The sequence below is a fragment of the Saccharospirillaceae bacterium genome, assembly GCA_022448365.1.
In the GTDB taxonomy this organism is placed as follows: Bacteria; Pseudomonadota; Gammaproteobacteria; order Pseudomonadales; family Oceanobacteraceae; genus Bacterioplanoides.
Window position 1 is genome coordinate 1 of record JAKVCS010000007.1, and the last position, 22,936, is coordinate 22,936.

Consider the following 22,936-nt stretch of genomic DNA (forward strand, 5'->3'; position numbering starts at 1 on the left):
AAAGAGCAAAATCAGCGTGTCTCCACAACACCTCAGTAAGTACCCACACGAATTACTTAATGCTAATTTTTTAAAGAACGTCGCTTTGTTTCTCTCAAAGCGGGCTGCGTATTTTAATGTTCTAGCGCAGCGTGTCAAGCGTTTATTTTTAAAAGATTTTTCAGATCTTTTCGCCTGACGACAACCCAGAAGAGCTGCCTCAAATCAAGGTGGCGAACTCTACGCACTTGACTCAACGAGTCAACCCTTAACTTGCTTATTTCGCTCGATTAAGAACCCTAAATGAATTACTTAACCTGTTGAAATAAAAGAGCTTTTAGCTCTTTCCGAACCACCTCAGTGGTCAGGAGCGGCGCATTTTACAGACTGAGAAAAAACCGTCAACACCTTTTTGTAAGTTTTTTACAGAAATATGAATTAAGGGTTTTCAGCCGTTGTATCCACCCGGTCTGACGACCACTTTTGCCAAGGCAATCTTAGAGCCATCGCCAGCAACACCACTACAGTGTAGAGCACCGGTTCAAACCAGCTAGAACGAATCTGTAACAAATAGTGAACGGCAGCGAGTAAGCCAATCACGTATACGAGTTTATGCAATGTTTTCCAGAGACGTTTAAGACGGCGCTGCCAGTTTCTGGTAGAGGTAATCGTCAACGGCACCAACAATAGCCAGGCTAAAGCCCCCACCAGAAGATAAGGGCGATCAACAATCTCTGTACCGAGTTCCTGCCATTGCCATTCCAACAAAAAAGCAAAGTACGACAGCAAATGAAGTGTTGTATAGAAGAAAGCAAACAACCCGATCATGCGTCGATGCACCAATATCCATTTCTGCTTGAGCAGATCTTTAACAGGCGTCACGGCGAGAACGATCAACAAGAAGTTAAATGCCCAGGTTCCAGTGAACCAGACAATCGCTTTACCAGGCTCAGGCCCAAGAATATCCCATTCCCCAAGTTGCAAGCGCACAATCGCCTGCGTGAGATAGAAGAAAGGCACCAACGCCAGCAAGAAAAGGGTTATGCGTCGTAAAGTAACAAGCATCTGAAAGTACACCCTGCGTTTAATAAAGCTTACGCAGGTTCATCCCGGAATACATGGCCGCCACTTCGTCTTCGTAACCGTTAAACATCAGAGTCTTAATACGATTCGGTTTAAACAAACCTGAAGGAAGGCGACGTTCGCTTGCCTGAGACCAACGCGGGTGATCGACTTGCGGATTTACATTGGCGAAGAAGCCATATTCACTTGGAGCGAGTTCAGCCCAGGTTGTCATGGGCATCTTCTCTACAAAGCGGATTTTGACAATCGACTTGATACTCTTAAAGCCATACTTCCATGGCACCACCAGACGAAACGGTGCGCCATTTTGGTTGGGCAACACCTCTCCGTATAAACCCACGGCCATAATGGTCAAAGGGTTCATCGCTTCATCCATACGCAGTCCTTCGACGTACGGCCAATCAATCGTTGAAAAGACTGAACGCTGCCCCGGCATTTGTTTCGGATCATTCAAAGTGGTGAACTCGACGAACTTGGCTGAGGATAACGGCTTGAAACGTTTTAGCAGAGCCGACAACTCAAACCCAATCCAGGGGATGACCATCGACCAGGCCTCGACACATCGAAGGCGATAAATACGTTCTTCCAGATCCACCTGACTCAGGATATCTTCAAGAGTGAACTGACCTTTCACTTCACATTCACCCTCGATCTCTACCATCCATGGATCGGTTCTTAACTTGGATGCGTAACGATAAGGATCATCCTTACCTGTTCCGAATTCGTAGAAATTATTGTATTGGGTAACATTTGCATAAGGCGTCAGGTTTTCGCCCTTACCCCAGCCCGTTTCTTTGGCCGCGGCAACCTGCTTCGCCAGCCAAACCGGTCTTTGCTTGCGGGTTGATTCACGAGTCTGAATTGCATTAGCAGGTAGCGCAGCAGCTGCGACGGATAGAGCAGCGGTTTGACCAAGAAACTGACGACGGTTGAGATAACTACTGCGGGAGGTAATCTCGGACGGTGCAACATCCGACTTTTTTCTGCGATTGATAATCATGCTGAAATTCCTGCCTAACTCTGACCCATCACTCGGAATCACTCCGGAAGAGACGGGTTAATTGCGTATTGTCGTTAACAGAGTTAGACAGATGGTTTCTGAAAAATTCAGTTCGCCTGCTTTTTATTTTTCAGACGAGTCCAGCCCTCATAAGCAGGTCCGGATAAGGCATAACCCATAAAGACGCCCAACAGCACTTTGGCCGGATCAATCGAAACAACGACAAACACCATAACGACGGCCAGTAAAGCAACGAAAGGAACCTTACCCTTCAGGTCCAGACCCTTAAAGCTGTGATAACGGAAGTTACTGACCATCAATAAGCCTGCACCCGGAACGATCACTGCCATTAACCAGGCAATATCGGCACCCACCGTACCGGTCTCACTGAAGGCCCAGACCGTACCAGCAACGATTGCAGCGGCAGCAGGACTGGCCAATCCGGTAAAGAAATTCTTATCAGACACCGACAACTGTGTATTGAAACGAGCTAACCGCAGTGCCGCACCCGCAACATAGATGAAGGCAGCCACCCAACCAATCTTACCCAAACTCTGCATTGACCAGCTGAAGGCCACCAGCGCCGGGGCTACACCAAACGACACCATGTCCGCCAAACTGTCGTACTCAGCGCCAAAATCACTCTGAGTATTCGTCAGTCGGGCAACCCGCCCGTCCAGGCCATCAAGAATCATGGCGATAAAAATTGCGATCGCAGCGTTTTCGAAGTGGCCATTCATACTGGCAACAACGGCATAAAAGCCTGAAAACAGCGCACCGGTGGTGAACAGGTTGGGTAATAAATAAATGCCTTTACGACCTGGCCATTTTGCTGGCTTATCTGCGCCCTGAGGCTGGCTGTCTTGCGCGTTATCAGTCAAAGGAACAACCTTATTGTCTTCTTGGTTCATTCTTAACTCATCAGAAATACATTTTTACCGCTTCATTATGGAGTATTACAGGGCTGCTGTCTTCCATAACGCCTGCAACAATGTCTCCTGCATTCGCTGCGTTTTGGCACTCAATCCTACAGCAAAGGGTTCAAGCTCGGGCTGCACCGCTAATACCCGAACCCTCGCTGCCATTGGGCTGTTCTTCAATACCAGCTCTGGCACGACGCCGACCCCTGCTCCTAACGCGACCATACTGACAATGGCTTCATGACCGGAAACCTGGGCATAGATATTTGGCTGAATACCACGGGCCGCAAACCAATGATTAACTCGTGTGCGCGCCAGGCCGGTTTCAGATAACACCATAGGTACGGCAGACCAGTCGATTTCTGCCTGATTAAGTTGAGAGATGGTTGTGCTGTTTTTGGGCGCAATAAACAGTAACGGCGAGGGCATAATGGTCTTGAAAGTCAGCTCCTCACTGAGTTGTTCTGGTCGAGCAGCGACCACAATATCAGCCTCACCATTCTCTACTTTAAGAATCGATTCAGCAGCATCTCCGGTGTGAATATGCAGGTCAACCAATGGGTAACGCTCCCGAAAACGCGCCAGTAAATCGGCCAGAAAGCTATAGCTGGCGGTCACCGAACAAAATAAGGTGAGTGATCCCTGCAAATCACTCACCTCCCCTGAGACGGAACTCTTCAGTTGCTGCCAATCAGACAAAGTGCTTTCAGCGTGGCGCTTAAATAGCTCTCCGGCATTGGTCAGTGACAAGGGTGAGGTTTCGCGCACCAACAAGGTGGCACCCACTTCTTCTTCCATACGAGCCAAACGTCGGCTCAGGGTTGATGGGCTCATATGCAGTGCTTCGCTGGCCTTACCTAGATGAAGGTGTGAGCACAGGCTAAGAAATGATTGCAGGTCTTTATAGTCCACGACTTCCTCACGACCAATGCTGATTACATCGGATAAAACGGCCAGTGGCTTTGGCTCCAGAAATGCAGCGCCCGAGCCTAAAGGGATGTAATTACGGCGTTCGCTGACGTTTTAGGCGTTGAAATCAGCGAGGTACCAAAGCTCTGAAAAACAATATTGAAGTGCCAATCAGGTTTCATTGCAAAATATGCAACACCGTCTCGCAAATATAGCATTTTACGCAACACCCTTCTTCTTCTATTATTCGCACCGATTCGATTTTGTTCACCGGAAAGCGTCCGGTGGATTCACTCTACTAATTGGAGAACCTGTCATGGGTGAGAACTATTTCAACACGCTGAACCTGCGTGAACAGCTGGACCAGTTGGGCCGTTGTCGTTTTATGGACCGTGAAGAATTCACTAACGGTTGTGAAGTTCTGAAAGGCAAAAAAATTGTGATCGTTGGTTGTGGTGCTCAGGGCCTGAACCAGGGTATGAACATGCGTGATTCTGGCTTGGACGTTTCTTACGCTCTGCGCCAAGCGGCAATCGATGAAAAGCGTCAGTCTTTCCTGAACGCTTCTGAAAACGGTTTCACTGTTGGAACTTACGAAGAGCTGATCCCAACGGCTGACCTGGTTTGTAACCTGACGCCAGACAAGCAGCACACAAGCGTTGTAGAAGCCGTTATGCCACTGATGAAGCAAGGTGCAACTCTGGGTTATTCCCACGGTTTCAACATTGTTGAAGAAGGCATGCAGATCCGTGAAGACTTAACTGTCATCATGGTTGCTCCTAAGTGCCCGGGTTCTGAAGTACGTGAAGAATACAAGCGCGGCTTCGGTGTACCGACTCTGATGGCTGTTCACCCAGAGAACGATCCTGAAGGTAAAGGTCACGATCAAGCGAAAGCATGGGCTTCGGCTACTGGCGGCGACCGCGCTGGCGTTCTCGAATCCTCTTTCGTTGCTGAAGTTAAGTCTGACCTGATGGGTGAACAGACTATCCTGTGTGGCATGCTGCAAACCGGCGCCATCCTGGGCTTCGAAAAAATGGTTGAAGACGGTATCGACGAAGGCTACGCAGCCAAACTGATCCAATACGGTTGGGAAACTGTTACTGAAGCACTGAAGTACGGCGGCATCACTAACATGATGGATCGTCTGTCTAACCCAGCTAAGCTGGTTGCTTTCGACATGGCGGAAGAGCTGAAAGAGCTGATGCGCCCTCTGTTCCGTAAGCACCAGGACGACATCATGACGGGGCACTTCTCCAAAACCATGATGGAAGACTGGGCTGCGGGCGATGCTAACCTGCTGAAATGGCGCGAAGAAACGGCAGAAACCGGCTTCGAAAAAGCTCCGGCTTCTGACGTTGAAATCGACGAGCAAGAATACTTCGATCACGGCGTAATGCTGGTTGCTATGGTGAAAGCGGGCGTTGAGCTGGCATTCGAAACCATGGTTGAGTCTGGCATCGTTGAAGAGTCTGCTTACTACGAGTCTCTGCACGAAACCCCACTGATCGCTAACACCATCGCTCGTAAGAAACTGTACGAGATGAACGTTGTGATCTCTGACACTGCAGAATACGGCTGCTACCTGTTCGCTCACGCGGCAGTGCCTCTCCTGCGCGAGAAGTTCATGCCACACATCAGCACTGATGTGATCGGTAAAGGCCTGAACCTGAAGTCCAACTCTGTGGATAACGCGCGACTGATCGAAGTGAACGATCTGGTTCGTAACCACCCGGTTGAGTGGGTCGGTCAGGAGCTGCGTGGCTACATGACTGATATGAAGCGTATTGTAGAAGCTTCTAAGTAAGCGATCTGCAGCATTCGCCGAAAACCGCTCATCGCGTTTTCGGCGAATCGCGCACCTCTGAACATAAAAAATCCCCGACAGATCTGATCTGCCGGGGATTTTTTATGCTTGCTCACTTTGCAAAGTGATCTAGAAGCAACCTCTGCCCTATTTCAGACACAAAAAAACCGCGACACCAAAACGATACCGCGGCAAAGAATGATCAGGACCTCGCCAAACAAACATCCTGATCACTGACTTTAAAGAGTGGAGTTAATCGTCTTCTCAGTGGTTGTGATCGTCTCCACCGTGGTTGTGATCATCGCCGCCGTGGTTGTGGTCATCACCGCCGTGATGGTGCTTATGCTCACCAACAGCACCAACCCAAGCCAGTTTTGAAGGCTCGAAGCTCAAAGCGATACGCTCTTTCACTTCTTTTTCAGCCAGATCCACCACAACAATCTGCTTGGCAACCGAGTCAACAACAAACACTTCATCACTGTCCGGACTTACTGCCATTTCTACGTGATCGTGACCTTCAAATGCAGGAATGGTTTCCAGAACTTTAATCTTGGCCGTACGCTCAAACGTATGTTCTTCTTCACTTTCTGCAGACGCTGCGGTTACACCAGCCGATTCACCATCAGATTCGCCTTCACCTCCGTGATTGTGCTCTTCATGAACAGACAGCACGTGCAGTGTTCCGGTGTCATCCAGTACCAGCATGGCTTCACCTTCATCATCCATAATCGCGGCGTGTTTTGTCGCGCCTTCGCCTTCACTCCAATCCACCAGCTCAATTTCAGCGTCTTCCAGATGAATGGCGTACAATGCGTTTGAGGCCCAACCAGCGACAACATGGGCATCAGAATGACCGGTAAAGCTGCCGATACGACCAGTCATTTCTGCTGGATTGGCAATGGTTGATGCAGTGAAGTTTTCACCCTCTTGCTTAACCACCAAAACGCTATCTGAACAGCCAAATACGCTGGCTTCTTCGGTCGAGAAGCTACCATGCAACTTGTCGCAATTTGCATTGGTCAGTTCTTCTTTTTCAAATTCGCCATCGTGGTAATGATACAGTTCGACCGCGGAAGGCAACTGGTCGTCAGCACTCGCTTCCGGCGCACGGTAGGTGGTCAGAAGGAATTCGTCACGAGGCTCAGCGGTGCCATGCATGTTGTTGTTTAACTGCAGTTCGCGTTCTTCGTCATCGGTAATGGCTTCGTCGTCCAGCGTGATAACTTTAGAAGATGTACCTTGCACACCGTCGAAGAAAAATGCCGCGTATTCCTCGTTATGGCGGAAATGCGCTGGTTTGGTACCCGTCAGTGTCTTGCTGATTAATTGTGGATCATTTTCACTCAAATCGAAGTGATCATCGTGAGGAACCAGATACAAACCGCCGTCAATAATCTGCACCTGACCGTCCTGGCTCACCAGACCATAACGATATTGAGGGGAAGCATTTAACGCTTCAGCGGCAGAGTTCAGAGTAATGGTTTCCAGTACACTGCCACCTTTTGGATTAATCACCGACACCGTTGGATTTTCTGTACTGGCATTAGAAACCAACAGACGACCCGAGGTTTCGACACCTTCACGTGTCTGAGCAGGTTCATTATCACTGCTGTCCTTACAGCCGGTTAACGCCGCAGTCAGCACCAGAGCTGATAAAACGGATTTTTTAAATTGCATAACTTTCTCCAACGGGTGAGTTAAAACTGTATCGATGTCGATAAACTGATGTTGCGTCCCGGTAGTGGCGCAAATTGTTTCAGATAAGAAACATGATTACGTCCCGGTGCATCAAATAAATTGGTTAACTGCAGACCCAGCTGCCACTCATAACTGGTGGCCAGCATGACACTGTAGTTAACCCGTGCATTAACATGCTGATAAGCAGCTGCTGCAGATTCTTCTGCTGCCGTTTTGTTCTGTGCCAAGGACCAGCGATTTTCAATTTCTGCCTGCCATTGGTTGTGGTGCCAGCCAAACTGCAACAATGCCGTCGCCGGCGGTGTGCGTGGTAGATTCTTATTCGAGGTACCCGCTGCGGCTTTGGTTAGCTGCGCAGACACATAGTCAGCCTGCACCAGTACGTGCCATTGCTCGGTCAGTGCATATTCAGAGGTCACCTCACCGCCGTAGAACTCAGCATCAGCCTGCTCATAGCGATAAACCGCATTACCGTGGTAAGGATCTTTAACCGATTTCAGATCGTTATAAATGTAGTCGTCGAACTGATAGCGATAAGCCGAAACACGAGTGAATAACTGCTCGCTGGCATAAGTCCAGTTGATATCAAAGGTGTAAGCGGTCTCTTCCTTCAACTCCGGATTATCAAGCTGGTAGGAGAAAGTCGCATGATGATCACCGTTCCAGAACATCTCCTGAGCATCCGGCGCACGTTGAGCACGCGCCACACTGATCGCCCATCGCTGTTGCGGTGAGATGTTCCAGGTCGATGCAAACGATAAGGTCAGCGGCGCGAAATATTTGTCGTCATAGTAACTTTCATCCTGACGGCTGGATGCTGCAATGGTTTTGGGGTCAGACGTGATGGTACGGAAATCAATACGTGCACCCAGCTCAAAATTACCGTTACCGAATGATTCGTTTTGCCAGTCGCGCTTTTCAACCAGGAAGTAACCGATATCCGTCGTTTCTGTTTCTGGCATTGGTGTATTGTGAACAAACTCAAAACCCCCACGCTCAGTAAAAGCACCACCTTTATAGCCATTCCAGCTCTGGCTGCTGTAGTCCGGAATTTTTGAGCAGCCCGAATGGTCATGACACAGCTGCATTACCTGCTGACTCAGATGCAGTCCGAGGTGTCCTTGCCAACCAAACAGCGTGTCGTGACGCAGACGGCTGTTGTACTCCCAGGTTTCCTGATCAAACAAACCCTCTACCGTTGGTTCAGTCAGCTCATCGTGCTCGTAATCATTAAATGAAACTTCGTTGTCCCAACTGATGATGCCGGAGAATGGGTTCAACCAGGATGATTTGAGATCGTAACGAATCTGCTCCGGGCGAACACGAGTCTGTTCATCATTTTCATTGGGTACGCCGTAATCGTATTCGCTTTGGGAAACACTGAACCCAATGAAGCCTTTCTCGGCAGCAGTATGGCTGACACCCAGACTGAATCCTTTACCCGAAGTGTCGCTGTTATTTACTGTTTCCGAGTCAGCCGCCTGATAATCATCGGTCGATTTATCGAAGCCACTGACGTGCCAGGCAAACTCGCCGTTGCCACCATTTAATTCCGCACTAAGCTGGCGAGTTGAGGCATTGCTATCGAATTTAGCACTTACCTGCCCCTCGGTTTCAGTAACCGGCTTGCGGGCAATCTTGTTGTCGATCACATTAACCACGCCACCAATAGCACCGCCGCCAAACAGCAAGGTCGCTGGTCCTTGAATGACTTCAACCTGACTGGCATTGGCAACCTCTGCCATCGGAGCGTGATCCGAACTCATGGCCGATAAATCAGCGCTGTCGTGTCCGTTGATCATCATTTTTACCCGACTGCCACTCATACCGCGCAATACCGGACGACCCACACCCGGACCAAACGAGGCATTGCTGATGCCAGGCTGTTGCTCCAGCAAAGTCCCCAAAGTGTCACCCGGATTTTTCGCCAGTGCCTGCTGATCCAGCACCAATACAGGTTGCGCAACGTCAGCCAGGGAGGAGTCATCACCTGAACTGACAACCACAGTATCAAGTTCAACAGCAGAGGCTTGTGAAGCCGTGCCTGCCGCAACAGCGCCAGCAAGCAAAATACGATATAACATAACAATAAGACCATAAAAATAATCCGGGCAAAGGTCCCGGATGTCGCAGCGTGCAAGTTATATTATAACAGTGCACTCATTGACAAGTTATTACGCACAAAAAACGAACAAAACTCCGTCACAATAAGGGCCGTATTCAACGTTCCTGCCAGATCGGGAACGGATCATCCAGAGTTTTCCAGAACTCTGCACCCTGCATAAGTTCGCTTTCACTTAATAAACATTCATCCAGCCTTTCACGTGTCGCTACCGGATCAAGGTTCTGACCGATAAACACCAATTCCTGGCGCATATCTCCGAACGGCTCAACCCACTTTTCTTTTATAAATTCGAGGTATTCCTCATCTTCTGGCCAACGCTCCTGAGGCACCGCTTTCCAGAAAATACCACCAAAACCATGATGGGCAATGCCACCCGCCTGACTCCACTGCCCGGCAAATTGCGGCCGTGTTGCTAACCAAAAATATCCTTTAGAACGAATCAACTTGCCATCCGGCCAATCCTGATGCAAAAAGTCGAAGAACTTCTTAGGGTGAAACGGTTTACGTGCTTCATAGCTGAAACTGCTGATGCCGTATTCCTCAGTTTCAGGAACATGTTCTCCGCGCATTTCTTTCAGCCAGCCCGGCGCCTGCTGCGCCTTATCAAAGCTGAAAGAATGCGTTGCCAGAATTTTACCCGTATCGATACGGCCAAACTCAGCCGTTATCTGCTCGGCGTCAGGATTTAGACTGGCAAGAATACTCTTCAGCTCGGCCAGCTCAGTCTCGCTGACCCGGTCGGCTTTATTGACAATAATTTTGTCGCAGAACTCGATCTGATCAACCAACAGATCAGCAACACTGCGTTGATCATCATCACCAAGCGACTCCCCCGTTTCCTGCAGCATCTTGGCTTCGCGGAAATCGTTCAGGAAATTAAACGCATCCACCACGGTTACCAGGGTATCAAGCCGGGCAATATCAGCCAGACTGGTGCCGTCCTCATCGGCAAAAGTGAAGGTTTCTGCTACTGGTAAAGGTTCAGAGATACCGGTTGATTCGATTACCAGATAATCAAAGCGCTCATCCTTCGCCAGACGGCTGACCTCCAGCAACAAATCTTCCCGGAGCGTGCAGCAGATACAGCCATTACTCATTTCCACCAGTTTTTCTTCGGTACGGTTAAACGATATCTCGTTTTTTACCTGAGCCGCATCGATATTGATTTCACTCATATCATTCACGATGACCGCCACTTTGAGTGCGTCTCGATTATGCAGAATGTGGTTTAACAACGTCGTTTTTCCAGCGCCGAGAAAACCTGACAACAAGGTCACCGGCAAGCGTTTATCAACAGTGTTCATCATCGTTCTCTTCAAGCTTATCTTATGGTAAATGTTATATTATAACATTTACCATCTCGATCCAATCGCACAAAAAAGCCCCGAATGACTCTGCCATTCAATGGCATAGTCATTCGGGGCCGGTTGTTACTGCTTTAGAGAAACGTCAGAGCGATCAGTTACAACCGCTGTGCGGTGTGCTCAAAACCACATCCGATATGTGTTGTTCGTAGCCCTCAGATGTGAGTGGCTGAGTGCCGTTGATACCGGCGTTTTCACCGATGATATAAGTCTCTGATAATGGAATACCAGCATTGTTAAAGGCTTCAGCATCCGTGTCGGCATTACCGTAAGCACGGAAGAACTCAAGGCCCGCAGCCTTCATCTCATTCATAACATCGGTTTTGTATTGCGCGGTTTCGAAAAGGCCCTGCTCATTTGCTAATGTCGTACGCAATGTGAAATCTGGCAAATTGAGGGTTTCACGCAGCCAGCGACGGCTTCCTTTGGCATACCAGTAGCTGCGGGCAGTAATAAATACCGGGTGATAACCGCGATCGAGGTATTCCTGCACTAACTGGCCCGCTGCCGGGCGGGCTTCGGCCGCTTCAATTCCGGTGTAATCGAGAATCTGTTCCAGATCACTTTTGGTCAGTGTCTCATCGATATCAAATACCACCGCTTTTTTACCGGGTTCAATCGCGGTGATGTAAGCATCGGCGTATGTCAGGTCACCCATCACAACCATGCGCAGTACATACTGGCCTTCCTGCTGACCGTCTACCGGTACAAAGATCTTACCATCGCTGTTGGTGGTGAATTCACCCAGGTAATCCCAACCGTCTTTACCCGTGCCACTGAGGTAAGCTCGAACTTTTTCATCTTCCAGGTCTTTGTGCAAAATCGTACCGTAGTCAAACTTACCGGTTACTGTGACGGCTTCACCCGCCTTGGTCACCCGATCATGACCCATATGATACGGAGTGCTGCGCGCCGTGATTCGGCTGCGAAAATGATCAAAACTCTGTTTTGCCGGAAACTGGAATGCGGCCGGATTCTGGCCTGCATCGAAATCGGTACAATTAACCACACCATCCAGAACGATATCGATATCGTCGCCGGAAATATCATCAACAGCTTTCGGATCGGACATAGCCAAGCTGCTGCTTGCGGCCACTGTCAGGGCGACAGCCATAGTAGTTTTGGTGAGAGATGGAACACGCATATAAAACCTCAGATTGTTATTGTCGAACGGTTGGTCTGGCGCTTAATTCGGGGAAAACTATTATCGTTATTGTTGTGACAGCTGTATGACTGCTCCCCGATTCGGCCGATATTCTGGCAATAAAAAGAATGATCAGATAGGAACGATCGCGCCAAAACGACGTAAACCTATCCTGCTGAATCGCAGCCAATTGTTGATAAATCTATGTGGCAAAGTACACAACGCCCACTAAAGTTGCGCGAAACCCTTGCAGAAACTTTATCTACAACAGATTCCACTGTATTTCCCAAGAATAACCACAGACTTTTCCACAGAACGTTTGATGTCCGGGAAGAAATCATCAAACACTTTTTAAGCGCCTCAACGCATTGATTTTATTTGACTAATTGCTTGCAAGCCCAGGTAGGGTGTGCTCTTCAGAGAAATATGACAGATAGGTTAAAATTTCATCGATTTAACAAAGGAGGCCAAGTGATGCGGGCTGGCGACAAATACCCCAAACTTATCCAAAATCTTATCCACAGAAAGCGTGGAAAACTATGGGTTGCAATAGGTGCCCCATGGTCGGTTAACAACTCCGCCGCGTGGCCGTAAGACCTCGGTTACTTAACAAGGCCTGATCGGCACTTTGATGCCGCATGGAACCAGCACTAACGAACACCGACGTTAGCTGCCAGTACACCTTCCAGCCCATAGCGGCGTCTGTCCTGTCGCCATTGCCGCAGGTAAGCAAAGGAGGACGAAAATTCAGGTGCCAGCAGCGCAGAAGATTTGGCGTGGCTTATTTCGCCTGCGGGCTGTAATTGTGACTTACCGGCAGGAATGATCAGGGCACGCAGGCAATCGCTGACATAGCGCGGACTTTCGACAGTATCCACGACCCACCACTCGGCCTGAATCTGCTGCGGGCGGATATCCAGCAGCACGTAACCACGATGATAGAACTCAACAAAATTCAAATGGGGTAATAAAGATTGTAACGAGGCTGCAGCCAACACTGCCTGGGCCTGACTTTCAATACCTGGCGAAGTCACCGCAGGCGTTACCAGTTCGACACCCAAAGCATTCTCATCAGCGTCATTGAAAGGATTGTTTCGCAATTCAAGCGCCCAGCTGGAATGGATATCGCCGGTCAATACCACAAAGTTGTCGATATTGGCTTGTCGAATATGGCCAAACAAACGCTGGCGCGCCGCCGGGTAACCATCCCACTGATCATGATTGAGTGGCGAGTTATTCAGCTGAAATTGAGCCATCATCACCTGCTGCCCCAGCAGCTTCCAGGTTACTCCGTCTTGTTGTGCCTGAGCTAAGTTATTCTCAAGCCAGCGCTCCTGCTCGTAACCCAATAAGGTACGATTCTGGTCATCGCGAACATCCGGATCATCCGACTGAACATCGCGACCAGCCAGTCGGGTATCCAACATGTTCAGATCTAATAAATCGCCAAAACGGAAGCGGCGATACACCTGATGCTGACCCTGTTGATTCACTTGCTCTCGAATTGGCATCCATTCCATATAGGCGCGCACTGCGGCGGATAAACGCACACGCCAATCGCCCTCATGTTGTTGATGGTTATCGGCGCCACCGTCTGTCGTGGCAATTTTATCCAAGGCGCCCCAGGCATTGTTTGCCACTTCATGATCATCCCAGATCACAATAAAAGGATGCTGGCGATGAGCTTCCTGAAGATCTTTATCGGTTTTATAACAGGCGTGGCGCAGACGATAATCTTGCAGTGTTTTGGTTTCGTGTGTGGGCTGATGCAATCGACCCGTCGTCAGGCTCTGCTCAATATTATCGTACTCGTAAATGTAATCCCCAAGATGGAGCACCGCATCCAGATCTGCACGTTGGGCGATTTCCTTATACACGTTGAAATAGCCACGGGCGTAATTCGAACACGACGTAAACGCCAGCCGCACATGCTCAACGCCTGCCTGGGGTAGCGTTTTGGTGCGCCCGATATCGGACACCTGCCCCAGTGCTTCAAACACGTAATAATAACTCTGGCCTGGCGCTAAACCGCTGGCATCCACTTTTACACAAAAGTCGCGGCTAATATCGGTGCTGCCATGCCCATGTACTACCACCTGAGTAAATTGCGCATCCAGCGCGATTCGCCAGCGATAATGAATCGGATAATCCGGTAGCTGAGAAAAATCACGGCGTGGCGGCGTGATACGAGTCCATAAAATAACCCGATCGGTTAACGGATCACCACTGGCAACGCCGTGCTGAAAAGGAAACGTATTATGAGACTGACGGTGCTGAAACTCAGCGTATTCCGGAGAATCGCTGTAAGCCGAATAAGAAATCGCGGAAGCAGCCACACTGCGGAACATAAATTGTCGGCGTGTCAGCGGCATTGGGGATAGCGACATAATTAGCCCGGTTAAGCTGAGTTATGACGGCTATTTAGCGTGCCACTGATGACATCTGCGTGGCTGTTTTCTGACCGTAAGATTGCGCTTTCTTTGCACCAGCATGACAGGGGTATTGTTACACGAGCATTTATAACCTTGAGCAATATCAAACTTCACCCGTGTTAACGGGCAAAAGTTCCCCCGGTGCGACAACCTGTCACACCCCAGAAGCCTGACGAACACCGATAATTACGCCCTAAATTTACAGTAAGGTATTCGGGGGAAGATCATGCAAGCTCGTACATTCAGTAAGCTCGCACTCACAGCAGCCACTGCCGCTTTGGTAGCCTGTGGTTCAGACAGTGACAGCCAGTCTGGCGATAAAAACATCAGTCTGGAATTTGCAGCACAGTTGAACAGCAGTGAACTGAAATGCGGTAGCAATACCGAAACGGTCGGCACCGCACAAACGCCCGCCGATATTAAATACTTTGGTGCTTATATTTCGGAGCTGGAAGTTGCAACGGCAAGTGGCGAATTTCAGAAGGTCACTCTCAGCAGTGCCAAAAATACCGATGTTGAACGCGGTATCAGCCTGATCACTTTCTGTGGAAATCAAGACCCGTCCTCTGAGGAAACGACCATTTATAACCAGATCCAGGGAACCGTGGCCGAAGCTGCAGACTACACACGTGTGCGTTTTACACTGGGGGTTCCTGAACAATATAACCACCTGGACGCAACACAAACCGAAGGTATCCTGGCCAAAAGTATCTTTATGCACTGGAACTGGACCGCAGGTTACAAACATATCCGGATGGATGTTGCCAATTGGAACATCCACCTGGGTTCAACCAACTGCACAGGCGAAAATGCTGATGCACGCTGCAACAATGGCAATCGACCACGCTATACACTGGAAAATATCGACCTGAATGCTGACCAGATTGTGTTTGATTACGCCGCCCTGGTGAATAACTCAAACATCAGCAGCAACACGGCTAATACACCTCCGGGCTGTATGTCTCGTATCGACGACCCGGAATGTGGTGAAGTCTTTAAATCTCTCGGATTGGACTTAACCTCCGGCCAATGTTTAAACGGGGACTGTAATAGCCAAAGCTGGATTCGCTCTGAGCCAAAATAGTTTTTATTACAACGACAACCCTGTATCAGAAACCGACAGCACTAAGCCTGTCGGTTCTGCATTATTTTGTTATTTCTTGCAGACCTATTTTATGCCTCGTTTTATTCAACTGATCGTGCCGTTATTGGGTTTGTTTATCAGCGCCTGCAAAGAGTCTGAATACCAACGCTTGCAAGATACCCCAGCTGCAGGAATAACGCTGTTACAACTCAACCCGGCAGCAGGTTTTGCCATGCCAGTGGTGCCCGATGCCAACCCTTTAACGGACGCCAAAATTGAACTGGGGCGTCATTTATTTTATGACAAGCAGTTATCATCCAATCAACAACAAAGTTGCGAATCCTGCCACGAACAGAGCAAAGCCTTCAGTGACGGTACTGCTTTACCCCATGGCACAACCGGAGATTTATTAGCGCGTAATTCACAAACACTGACGAACGTGGCTTACAACATTAATTACACCTGGGCCAACCCACGCTTAACCACACTGGAACAACAAATTTTGATTCCGTTGACAGCGGAAGACCCGATTGAACTGGGTATAAACGACGGTAATTTAAGTCATATTCTGCAGCGCTTCCGCGACCGTTTACTGTACCAGCAATTATTCAGCGCCGCCTTTCCAAACGATGCTGATCCCTTTTCATTGGCTAACATAATCAAAGCACTGGCATCGTTTAACCGCATTTTAATATCCGATCGTTCTGCGTTTGATAAAGGGCAATTATCGGAATCAGCGCAACGTGGTCGTGATCTGTTTTTCAGCGAAAAAGCCGACTGCTTCCACTGTCACGATAGTTTTAATTTTTCACAATCGAGCAAAAACGTTAATTCACTTACCATTCCGAGCCAGCGGTTTTTTAACAACGGTTTATACAATCTGAGCCAGGATGGTGACTATCCACAAAATAATCAGGGCGCTTTTGAAGTAACCGGCAAAGCCGAAGATAAGGGTAGCTTCCGCCCACCCACTCTGAGAAATATTGAGCTGACCGCACCTTACATGCACGATGGCAGCATTCAAACGTTAGAAGGCATCGTCGAGTTTTACGCCAACGGTGGTCGTCAGATTCAATCGTCGGGGGATATCGATAATCTGGCCATTATTAATGAATCGCTGGGACAACCGGCCAATGCGATCCGTCATCTCGCCGGAGATGGTCGTGCCAACCCCAATAAATTAGCCAATGGTTTTGTATCCGGCTTTGAAGCAACGGCTCAGGAAAAGGCCGATCTGGTGAACTTCCTGAAAAGTCTGACGGATCACGAATTTATTAACGATCCCCGTTTCGCCAATCCATTTATCACCACACAGGAACCGTCGTTATGAAGTCGGCTTTGATGATTATTCTGACCTGCATCGGCGGCCAGGTATTGGCATCAGCCAACCATTCATCGGCTCCTGATCACGGGCCTGTCACCACCACCTGGCAACTCGACACTGATCTGGTGTATCGACAGCAATCCGGTCCGAACATGCTGGGCTTTTTACCCACCAATCAACATCAGGAATATGCCGGATTGCACATGGACCATGCTGACTTGTCGGTACAGCGCCAGCTTCCGGAAGCGTTTTCTCAGGTCATTAATACTGATGCCGTTTCCGGCAAGATAGCGCTGGCTTATCACAGTGGCAGCAGTGAGTTAGCTGAAGCCTGGATACGTAATGACTGGCACACACAGCAGCTGCAACTGACCCTGGGTAAATATTTACCGCGTATCGGTTTTTTAAATCATCAGCACCAACACGCACAAACCTTTATTCAGTCGCCACTGGTCAATAAAGTGTATTGGGGAGATCAACTGGCTGATGCGGGTATTAACCTGCAACGGCACCAGCAATTCGCTGGTTGGCAAATCGATCACTCACTGAACCTGCTTGGCAGTGAGCATTTAAACAGTAACAAGGAGACCCTGGCAGGATTGTATCAGATTGAATTAAACCAGCGCTTTGCAGCACTGGACATCACGTTTCTGATGAACGGTTATTATACCGATGTGACGGATCGCGGTATGTTTCTGTTTGATCTGAGCAATAACACCCATGTCCATACCAACTCAGGATTCACAGAGTTTTTTGATGGCACAATTTACCATTGGGGCGCAGGCTTACAGGTCAGCTACTCCATAAACCAACTTGGCCAGCTGAGTTATCAGGGGGAATACAGCCAGCGCCGGGAAGACGGTCGGTTGTACAGCCGCAGCAACAGCGCCAGCAGTGATATTGCCGAACTGACATTAAACAGCCAGGGTCACTACCACCAGCTATGGTGGTCTGACAGCACCCAGCAGCTGCAGCTTGGCATGCGTTACGACTACCTGTATTCCGATACCGAAGTGCGCAACACCAGTGATAACAAACTGGATGATTCACGTCTGAACAACGCCGGAAATACGCCACAACGACTGACCTGGATGGCAACAATGGCGCTGTCGCAATATCAGAAATTACAGCTGTTATACAGCGACGGCCTGGGCTGGCAATCGTATCCTGCGCGCCTTGAAATTCACCTACAACAATCATTCCGCTTTTAAGCGCCCGTCATTCTTTCCTATACTGTGTGGATTCACATTCAGGAGTCCACACCTTATGTCCGCAGTTTTATTAGCCGCCGATCAAGCCAGTACCATTGTTCCTCTGACAATTCTGGAAAAGTCCGCTTACGAAAGCTGGCTGGCGGCACAAACAGACGCATGCCAAACCTGGCTGCGAAGCTGTGGTTATAACGGCAATGGCGCACAACTGATTCCCAACGCCGATGGTTCAGCCTTACGCGCACTGTTTGTCTGTGCAACGCTGGATAATGTTTTTGCCGCCGGTGACCTTTCCTCTCAGCTGCCAGCTGGCCAATATCAGATTGATAATATCAACGATACTGATCAGTTAATTGCCATCGCATTTGCCTGGGGCACTGGTGCTTACCGTTTTGAAAAGTACAAAAGCAACGACAAACCACAGGCTCAGCTAGTGCTAACCGACAGCGATGCACTGAAAATAGCGCGTGATATGGTGCAGGCAGTCAGCTGGACCCGAGATCTGATTAACACGCCGGCCGGCGATATGATGCCGCAGCATTTAGCCGCGGCAACCGAAGCCATCGCCGGGCAATTTGGCGCCAGCGTGACACAGGTTGTTGGTGACGATTTATTAACTGAAAACTATCCAACCATTCATGCTGTTGGCCGCGCCAGCGATCATGCACCGCGATTAATTGATCTGCGCTGGGGCAAAAGCTCAGACCCGAAAGTTACCCTGGTGGGTAAAGGCGTTTGCTTTGATAGCGGCGGCCTTGATTTAAAACCCGCCGCGGCCATGCGTCTGATGAAAAAAGATATGGGGGGCGCGGCTCAGGTATTGGGCCTGGCGTACTTAATCATGTCGCAGCAGTTGCCGGTGAATTTGCGGGTATTAATTCCGGCGGTTGAGAATGCCGTCAGTGCCAATGCTTTCCGTCCGGGTGATGTTATCACCACCCGCAAAGGCACCACCGTTGAAATTGACAACACCGACGCAGAGGGTCGCCTGGTGTTGTGTGATGCGCTCACCGAAGCGGTTGGCGATCAGCCAGAAATCATTTTCGATTTTGCAACATTAACCGGTGCCTGTCGCGTCGCACTGGGTACTGAACTGCCGGGTTTCTTTACCAACCAAATGCAGCTGGCCAGTGATTTAATGCAGCAAGGCAATAAAGTTACTGACCCGGTTTGGCAACTGCCGTTGCACACGCCTTACAACGATATGTTAAAAAGTGACGTCGCGGATATGGTGAACTCGGTACCCGGACCGTTTGGCGGTGCGATTACGGCGGCTCTGTACCTGGAGCACTTTGTGGACGATACGCCGTGGGTGCACTTTGACGTCATGGCCTGGAACCAGCGCAAATTACCAGGACGTCCGACCGGTGGAGAAGCAATGGGAATCCGTGCTGTTTTCTCTTATCTGCAAAACCGTTTTAACGCTGAATAATGCCCGATTTAACGCAACTTCTTTTTGGCCAACAACATCTCAGCGCTGAACAGGTGTTGTACTGGTCAACCATGTTTGCCTCGGTCTTTACCGGGGCGGCTGCCGTACTGGACGCCCGCGGTAAACAATTCGATTTATTCGGTGTGATGATCATCGCCTTCAGTGCCGCTCTGGGTGGCGGAACCTTACGCGATGTGATTCTGGATCGTGATGTGTTCTGGGTACACGACGACAGTTATCTGGTGTTCACCTGGCTCGGGGCGATTTTCACTTTCTACCTGGCCCGCTCCATTCGCCTGTCCAGTCGCTGGTTTATTGTACCGGATGCTGCAGGGTTGGGATTGTATACGGTGGCTGGCACTCAGGCTGCGCTGGCGTTAGAAGTCAGTTGGCTGGTTGCCAGTTTTATGGGGGTATTAACCGGTGTCGCCGGCGGTATTTTGCGCGATATTTTATTAAACGAAATCCCGGTGGTTTTCCGTAGTGAACACACACTGTATGCCACTGTTGCCTGGGTTGGTTCACTGATATTAATTGTTATGAACGAGTATCAGATCAGTCAGGCGGTGTCTGCCGCGGTGGTGATTGGTTTTATTTTTATAACCCGACTGATGGCGATTCGCTGGAATCTGGTTTTACCGGAGTATCGTGAGAAATAGAGCGTTGGGCCACAACGCTTTAAGGCGGTCTTTGCCTGAGTTTCTTATGATCAAAAATCGAGGCTTAATCAGAACCAGTTTGAACTGAATAGCGCCTATCGTGATATCAGTAAAGACATTAGCCAGCTGGTGATCGGGCCATCACTTCAAAGCATATTCTGGTATCGGCATGGGGATGAATGTTTATTGTGTTCAATAAATTCATCCTTTTAAGTTGACGCGATTGATATTTACTTCTGGTTCCTTTACCTTGCGCGCCGTTTAACAGACATTACTTTGTAAGGAATCAATGTATGAATTTGTCTCGCCTATTAATGATCATTCTTCTGTTCACTTCCCCATTTACTCTGGCTGAAGTTACCGATAATAAATCTGGTGGTTCAATGGGCTTAGGGCTTGGTATTCCCTATGGCGGTATCGGCCTAAACTACGCTCACACCGTTGGTGAAAAGGTCGACGCATTTGCTGCAGTGGGCGCAGCATTCGGATTGGGTTGGGCGTTAGGGGCCCGCATTTTCCCGGAGGCAGGTCCTTCTGGTGTTCGTTTTTCAGCGTTTTATGGCACTAACGGAGTGCTGGAGACTTCTGATTGTGGCAGCTCCTCTTTTCGCAGCTTCTGTGATCAAACTCTGAAAAATTATCATGGTATGAATCTTGGTTTGGGCTGGGGTAGACGCGGATACTCATCTGGCTGGGATATCGATCTGGTATTCATCGTTACCAGTGGAGTATTTGATGCAATTGATAAGGCGGAAGAGGATGGCTTAGTTATTACCGATGATAATAACAGTCGGGTAAAACTATCATTTGGTTATCACTGGTAATCTGTAAATTCAGGAAACGGTTATACATACCGTTTCCTGAAATTCTGGTCTACTTCGAGAAAAACCGTCGCTCATTCACCGCAGTAACCTCAGCCGCATACAGCTCCTGAAAATCGGTGAAAGGGCCACCGTCGCTGCAACGTATCTCGCCTTTTTCAATATCGTATACCCAGCCGTGCAAACGCACTTTGCCAGTTGCTAATTTAGCGGCAACTGCCGGGTGAGTACGCAAATGCTGAAGCTGCTGTAAAACGTTTTCTTCAATCGCTTCGCCAAGATGCTCATGACCAATACACGCTTCGCTATCAATACCGTTACGTTCACGAACAATCTCCATCGCGCTGCGACAGTGACTTAACCATTCTTTCACGTGCGGCAGGCCTTTCAATTGCTCAACGTTTAAAGCACCTTTTATCGCACCGCAATCGGTATGACCACAGATCACAATGTCTTCAACGCCCAGCACCGCCACGGCATATTCTACCGATGCCGTCATACCACCTGTTTCGGTGCTGTGGGGAGGAATGATGTTACCGGCGTTGCGGCAGATGAACAGATCGCCGGGGTCGGCGCTGGTGACCAGGTTAGGGTCAATACGAGAGTCGGAACAGGTAATGAATAAAACATGCGGGCTCTGACCATTTGCCAGTGTGCCGAACAGGTCTTTGCGCTCCGGATAGACCTTCTCACGGAAGTTCAGAACGCCTTCGATAATCTTTAAATCCACAGTGTTCTCACCTTTTATCGCTGTTATATCCCTTAATTTTTAAGGGCTATTTTATCTGTGGAGAATAAGCATACGTGATTTTACTGAGCGAACCCAGCGACATTAGCCCAACTTTATTAAAGTCAGGGAAAGAGTGATTTTTCGAGAATACTGCCTCAAAGAACACCACAGCCGCACGACTCTGCATTAGTTGTAACAAATAGCCTTTCTGAATAGCATAAACCTTACTTTATAGATATCTGGAGTCGTTATGCCTCTGACCGTTCAGCGTCTGGTAAATCGCTTAAGTCTGCGCCAGCTGCAATTGTTTCAGGCCGTTGATCAACAAGGAGGTTATGGTAAAGCGGCTGAATTACTGGGCCTGACTCAGCCTGCAGTCAGCGCGCAGGTCAAACAGCTTGAAGAAACACTGAATCAGAAGTTGTTCGAATACGTGGGCCGCAAGCTTTACCGTACGGAAGCGGGTGACGTGGTTGCCCAGAGTGTGAATCAAGTATTCGAAGAACTGCGCAATATGCAGGCTAACCTGCACGCACTGGACGGCAATATCTCTGGCGACTTGCGCATCGCTGCGGTGAATACCGCACAGTTTGTGGTGCCCTACCTGCTGCAGCCTTTCCTTAACCAACACCACAATGTCGCTACTCAGGTGAATGTTGTGAACCGTCATAACGCCATTGAACGGCTGAAAAACAATCGCGATGACCTGGTTGTTATGGGTATGGTGCCGAGTGAGCGACCATTCACTTCGGTTCCCTTTCTCGACAATGAACTGGTGCCGGTGTGGCGCCACGACCATTCCCTGGCAAAAAAACTGAAGAAGTCAGGAAAGTCACTATCCGCTCAAAAATTTCTCGACCTGCCCCAACTGGTAAGGGAACAAGGATCAGGTACCCGCTTGGCATTAGAGATTCATTGCCAGGAACACAAACTCAACTTTAAACCCTATATGGAACTTGGCTCCAGCGACGCACTGAAACACGCGATCCTGGCGGGTTTGGGTGTTTCGGTCGTGCCTAAACTGGGCATTCAGGCAGAGCTGGAACTGGGCTTATTAGAGATTGCTCCCGTAACGGGCTTCCCGCTGGTTCGCTCATGGTGCCTGGTGTATCCGTCGGCAAAACAGCCCAGCCCGGTAGCACAGGCCTTTATTAATTACGTGCGAGAGAATGACAAAGACTTTGGTCACCATTTAACATGTAGCTAACCGATAC

18 protein-coding genes are annotated in these 22,936 nt (G+C 49.2%); 8 read left to right on the forward strand and 10 right to left on the reverse strand.

The genetic code is table 11. The annotated features are described in order from the left end of the window. Positions 1-417: 417 nt before the first annotated feature. From MK185_16335 to ilvY, 4 genes are all read right to left on the reverse strand, one after another. Positions 418-1,044, reverse strand: a complete 627-nt coding sequence (locus MK185_16335; GenBank protein ID MCH2042201.1) for a sulfoxide reductase heme-binding subunit YedZ — start codon at positions 1,042-1,044, stop codon at positions 418-420. Positions 1,045-1,063: 19 nt separating this feature from the next. Further along, positions 1,064-2,062, reverse strand: a complete 999-nt coding sequence (gene msrP, locus MK185_16340; GenBank protein MCH2042202.1) for a protein-methionine-sulfoxide reductase catalytic subunit MsrP — start codon at positions 2,060-2,062, stop codon at positions 1,064-1,066. 107 nt (positions 2,063-2,169) lie between these two features. Beyond that, the gene (pssA, locus tag MK185_16345; GenBank protein MCH2042203.1) at positions 2,170-2,973 is read right to left on the reverse strand and encodes a CDP-diacylglycerol--serine O-phosphatidyltransferase; all 804 of its coding nucleotides are present in this window, start codon (positions 2,971-2,973) and stop codon (positions 2,170-2,172) included. Positions 2,974-3,018: 45 nt separating this feature from the next. Next, positions 3,019-3,894 carry an HTH-type transcriptional activator IlvY gene (gene ilvY / locus MK185_16350; GenBank protein MCH2042204.1) on the reverse strand — a complete coding sequence of 292 codons (876 nt, stop codon included), beginning with the start codon at positions 3,892-3,894 and terminating at the stop codon, positions 3,019-3,021. Positions 3,895-4,207: 313 nt separating this feature from the next. Between ilvY and ilvC the strand changes: the two genes are divergently transcribed. After that, positions 4,208-5,698 (forward strand): ketol-acid reductoisomerase, encoded by a 1,491-nt coding sequence (gene ilvC / locus MK185_16355; GenBank protein ID MCH2042205.1) that lies wholly within the window; start codon positions 4,208-4,210, stop codon positions 5,696-5,698. A 264-nt stretch (positions 5,699-5,962) separates the two neighbouring features. On the opposite strand, the gene MK185_16360 is transcribed toward ilvC, so the two are convergent. The 5 genes from MK185_16360 to MK185_16380 all read right to left on the reverse strand — a co-directional run bounded on the left by MK185_16360 (position 5,963) and on the right by MK185_16380 (position 14,416). Continuing rightward, the gene (locus MK185_16360) at positions 5,963-7,375 is read right to left on the reverse strand and encodes a hypothetical protein (protein MCH2042206.1); all 1,413 of its coding nucleotides are present in this window, start codon (positions 7,373-7,375) and stop codon (positions 5,963-5,965) included. A 20-nt stretch (positions 7,376-7,395) separates the two neighbouring features. Then, positions 7,396-9,480 carry a TonB-dependent receptor gene (locus MK185_16365; protein ID MCH2042207.1) on the reverse strand — a complete coding sequence of 695 codons (2,085 nt, stop codon included), beginning with the start codon at positions 9,478-9,480 and terminating at the stop codon, positions 7,396-7,398. 136 nt (positions 9,481-9,616) lie between these two features. After that, a complete protein-coding gene (gene zigA / locus MK185_16370; GenBank protein MCH2042208.1) occupies positions 9,617-10,825 on the reverse strand; it encodes a zinc metallochaperone GTPase ZigA in 1,209 nt (402 codons plus the stop codon). 154 nt (positions 10,826-10,979) lie between these two features. Next, entirely contained in the window at positions 10,980-11,957 is a 978-nt protein-coding gene (locus MK185_16375; protein MCH2042209.1) for a haloacid dehalogenase, read from the reverse strand. A gap of 722 nt (positions 11,958-12,679) precedes the next feature. Further along, a complete protein-coding gene (locus MK185_16380; protein MCH2042210.1) occupies positions 12,680-14,416 on the reverse strand; it encodes an alkaline phosphatase D family protein in 1,737 nt (578 codons plus the stop codon). 271 nt (positions 14,417-14,687) lie between these two features. Here MK185_16380 and MK185_16385 point away from each other — a divergent pair, with 271 nt between their 5' ends. The 6 genes from MK185_16385 (at position 14,688) to MK185_16410 (ending at position 20,995) form a co-directional block, all read left to right on the forward strand. Beyond that, entirely contained in the window at positions 14,688-15,545 is an 858-nt protein-coding gene (locus MK185_16385; GenBank protein ID MCH2042211.1) for a metallo-mystery pair system four-Cys motif protein, read from the forward strand. Positions 15,546-15,636: 91 nt separating this feature from the next. Continuing rightward, positions 15,637-16,875: a di-heme enzyme gene (locus tag MK185_16390; GenBank protein ID MCH2042212.1), complete on the forward strand. Its 1,239-nt coding sequence runs from the start codon at positions 15,637-15,639 to the stop codon at positions 16,873-16,875. After that, positions 16,872-18,080 (forward strand): hypothetical protein, encoded by a 1,209-nt coding sequence (locus MK185_16395; protein MCH2042213.1) that lies wholly within the window; start codon positions 16,872-16,874, stop codon positions 18,078-18,080. The genes MK185_16390 and MK185_16395 overlap by 4 nt, the downstream gene beginning before the upstream one ends. 55 nt (positions 18,081-18,135) lie before the next feature. Continuing rightward, positions 18,136-19,512: a leucyl aminopeptidase family protein gene (locus tag MK185_16400; protein MCH2042214.1), complete on the forward strand. Its 1,377-nt coding sequence runs from the start codon at positions 18,136-18,138 to the stop codon at positions 19,510-19,512. Beyond that, a complete protein-coding gene (locus MK185_16405; protein MCH2042215.1) occupies positions 19,512-20,171 on the forward strand; it encodes a trimeric intracellular cation channel family protein in 660 nt (219 codons plus the stop codon). The genes MK185_16400 and MK185_16405 overlap by 1 nt, the downstream gene beginning before the upstream one ends. A 293-nt stretch (positions 20,172-20,464) precedes the next feature. Continuing rightward, the gene (locus MK185_16410; protein ID MCH2042216.1) at positions 20,465-20,995 is read left to right on the forward strand and encodes a hypothetical protein; all 531 of its coding nucleotides are present in this window, start codon (positions 20,465-20,467) and stop codon (positions 20,993-20,995) included. 49 nt (positions 20,996-21,044) lie between these two features. Here the strand turns inward: MK185_16410 and MK185_16415 are convergent, their stop codons facing one another. Then, positions 21,045-21,722 carry a carbonic anhydrase gene (locus tag MK185_16415; protein ID MCH2042217.1) on the reverse strand — a complete coding sequence of 226 codons (678 nt, stop codon included), beginning with the start codon at positions 21,720-21,722 and terminating at the stop codon, positions 21,045-21,047. A 250-nt stretch (positions 21,723-21,972) separates the two neighbouring features. On the opposite strand from MK185_16415, the gene MK185_16420 reads away from it, so the two are divergent. Continuing rightward, positions 21,973-22,929 (forward strand): LysR family transcriptional regulator, encoded by a 957-nt coding sequence (locus MK185_16420; GenBank protein ID MCH2042218.1) that lies wholly within the window; start codon positions 21,973-21,975, stop codon positions 22,927-22,929. Positions 22,930-22,936 lie beyond the last annotated feature (7 nt).

Excerpts from the sequence above, each read along its gene's own strand:
- MK185_16335 (MCH2042201.1), bottom strand. The coding sequence starts at position 1,044 with ATGCTTGTTACTTTACGACGCATAACCCTTTTCTTGCTGGCGTTGGTG.
- msrP (MCH2042202.1), bottom strand. The coding sequence starts at position 2,062 with ATGATTATCAATCGCAGAAAAAAGTCGGATGTTGCACCGTCCGAGATT.
- pssA (MCH2042203.1), bottom strand. The coding sequence starts at position 2,973 with ATGAACCAAGAAGACAATAAGGTTGTTCCTTTGACTGATAACGCGCAA.
- ilvC (MCH2042205.1), top strand. The coding sequence starts at position 4,208 with ATGGGTGAGAACTATTTCAACACGCTGAACCTGCGTGAACAGCTGGAC.
- MK185_16360 (MCH2042206.1), bottom strand. The coding sequence starts at position 7,375 with ATGCAATTTAAAAAATCCGTTTTATCAGCTCTGGTGCTGACTGCGGCG.
- MK185_16365 (MCH2042207.1), bottom strand. The coding sequence starts at position 9,480 with ATGTTATATCGTATTTTGCTTGCTGGCGCTGTTGCGGCAGGCACGGCT.
- zigA (MCH2042208.1), bottom strand. The coding sequence starts at position 10,825 with ATGAACACTGTTGATAAACGCTTGCCGGTGACCTTGTTGTCAGGTTTT.
- MK185_16375 (MCH2042209.1), bottom strand. The coding sequence starts at position 11,957 with ATGTCCGATCCGAAAGCTGTTGATGATATTTCCGGCGACGATATCGAT.
- MK185_16380 (MCH2042210.1), bottom strand. The coding sequence starts at position 14,416 with ATGTCGCTATCCCCAATGCCGCTGACACGCCGACAATTTATGTTCCGC.
- MK185_16385 (MCH2042211.1), top strand. The coding sequence starts at position 14,688 with ATGCAAGCTCGTACATTCAGTAAGCTCGCACTCACAGCAGCCACTGCC.
- MK185_16390 (MCH2042212.1), top strand. The coding sequence starts at position 15,637 with ATGCCTCGTTTTATTCAACTGATCGTGCCGTTATTGGGTTTGTTTATC.
- MK185_16395 (MCH2042213.1), top strand. The coding sequence starts at position 16,872 with ATGAAGTCGGCTTTGATGATTATTCTGACCTGCATCGGCGGCCAGGTA.
- MK185_16400 (MCH2042214.1), top strand. The coding sequence starts at position 18,136 with ATGTCCGCAGTTTTATTAGCCGCCGATCAAGCCAGTACCATTGTTCCT.
- MK185_16405 (MCH2042215.1), top strand. The coding sequence starts at position 19,512 with ATGCCCGATTTAACGCAACTTCTTTTTGGCCAACAACATCTCAGCGCT.
- MK185_16410 (MCH2042216.1), top strand. The coding sequence starts at position 20,465 with ATGAATTTGTCTCGCCTATTAATGATCATTCTTCTGTTCACTTCCCCA.
- MK185_16420 (MCH2042218.1), top strand. The coding sequence starts at position 21,973 with ATGCCTCTGACCGTTCAGCGTCTGGTAAATCGCTTAAGTCTGCGCCAG.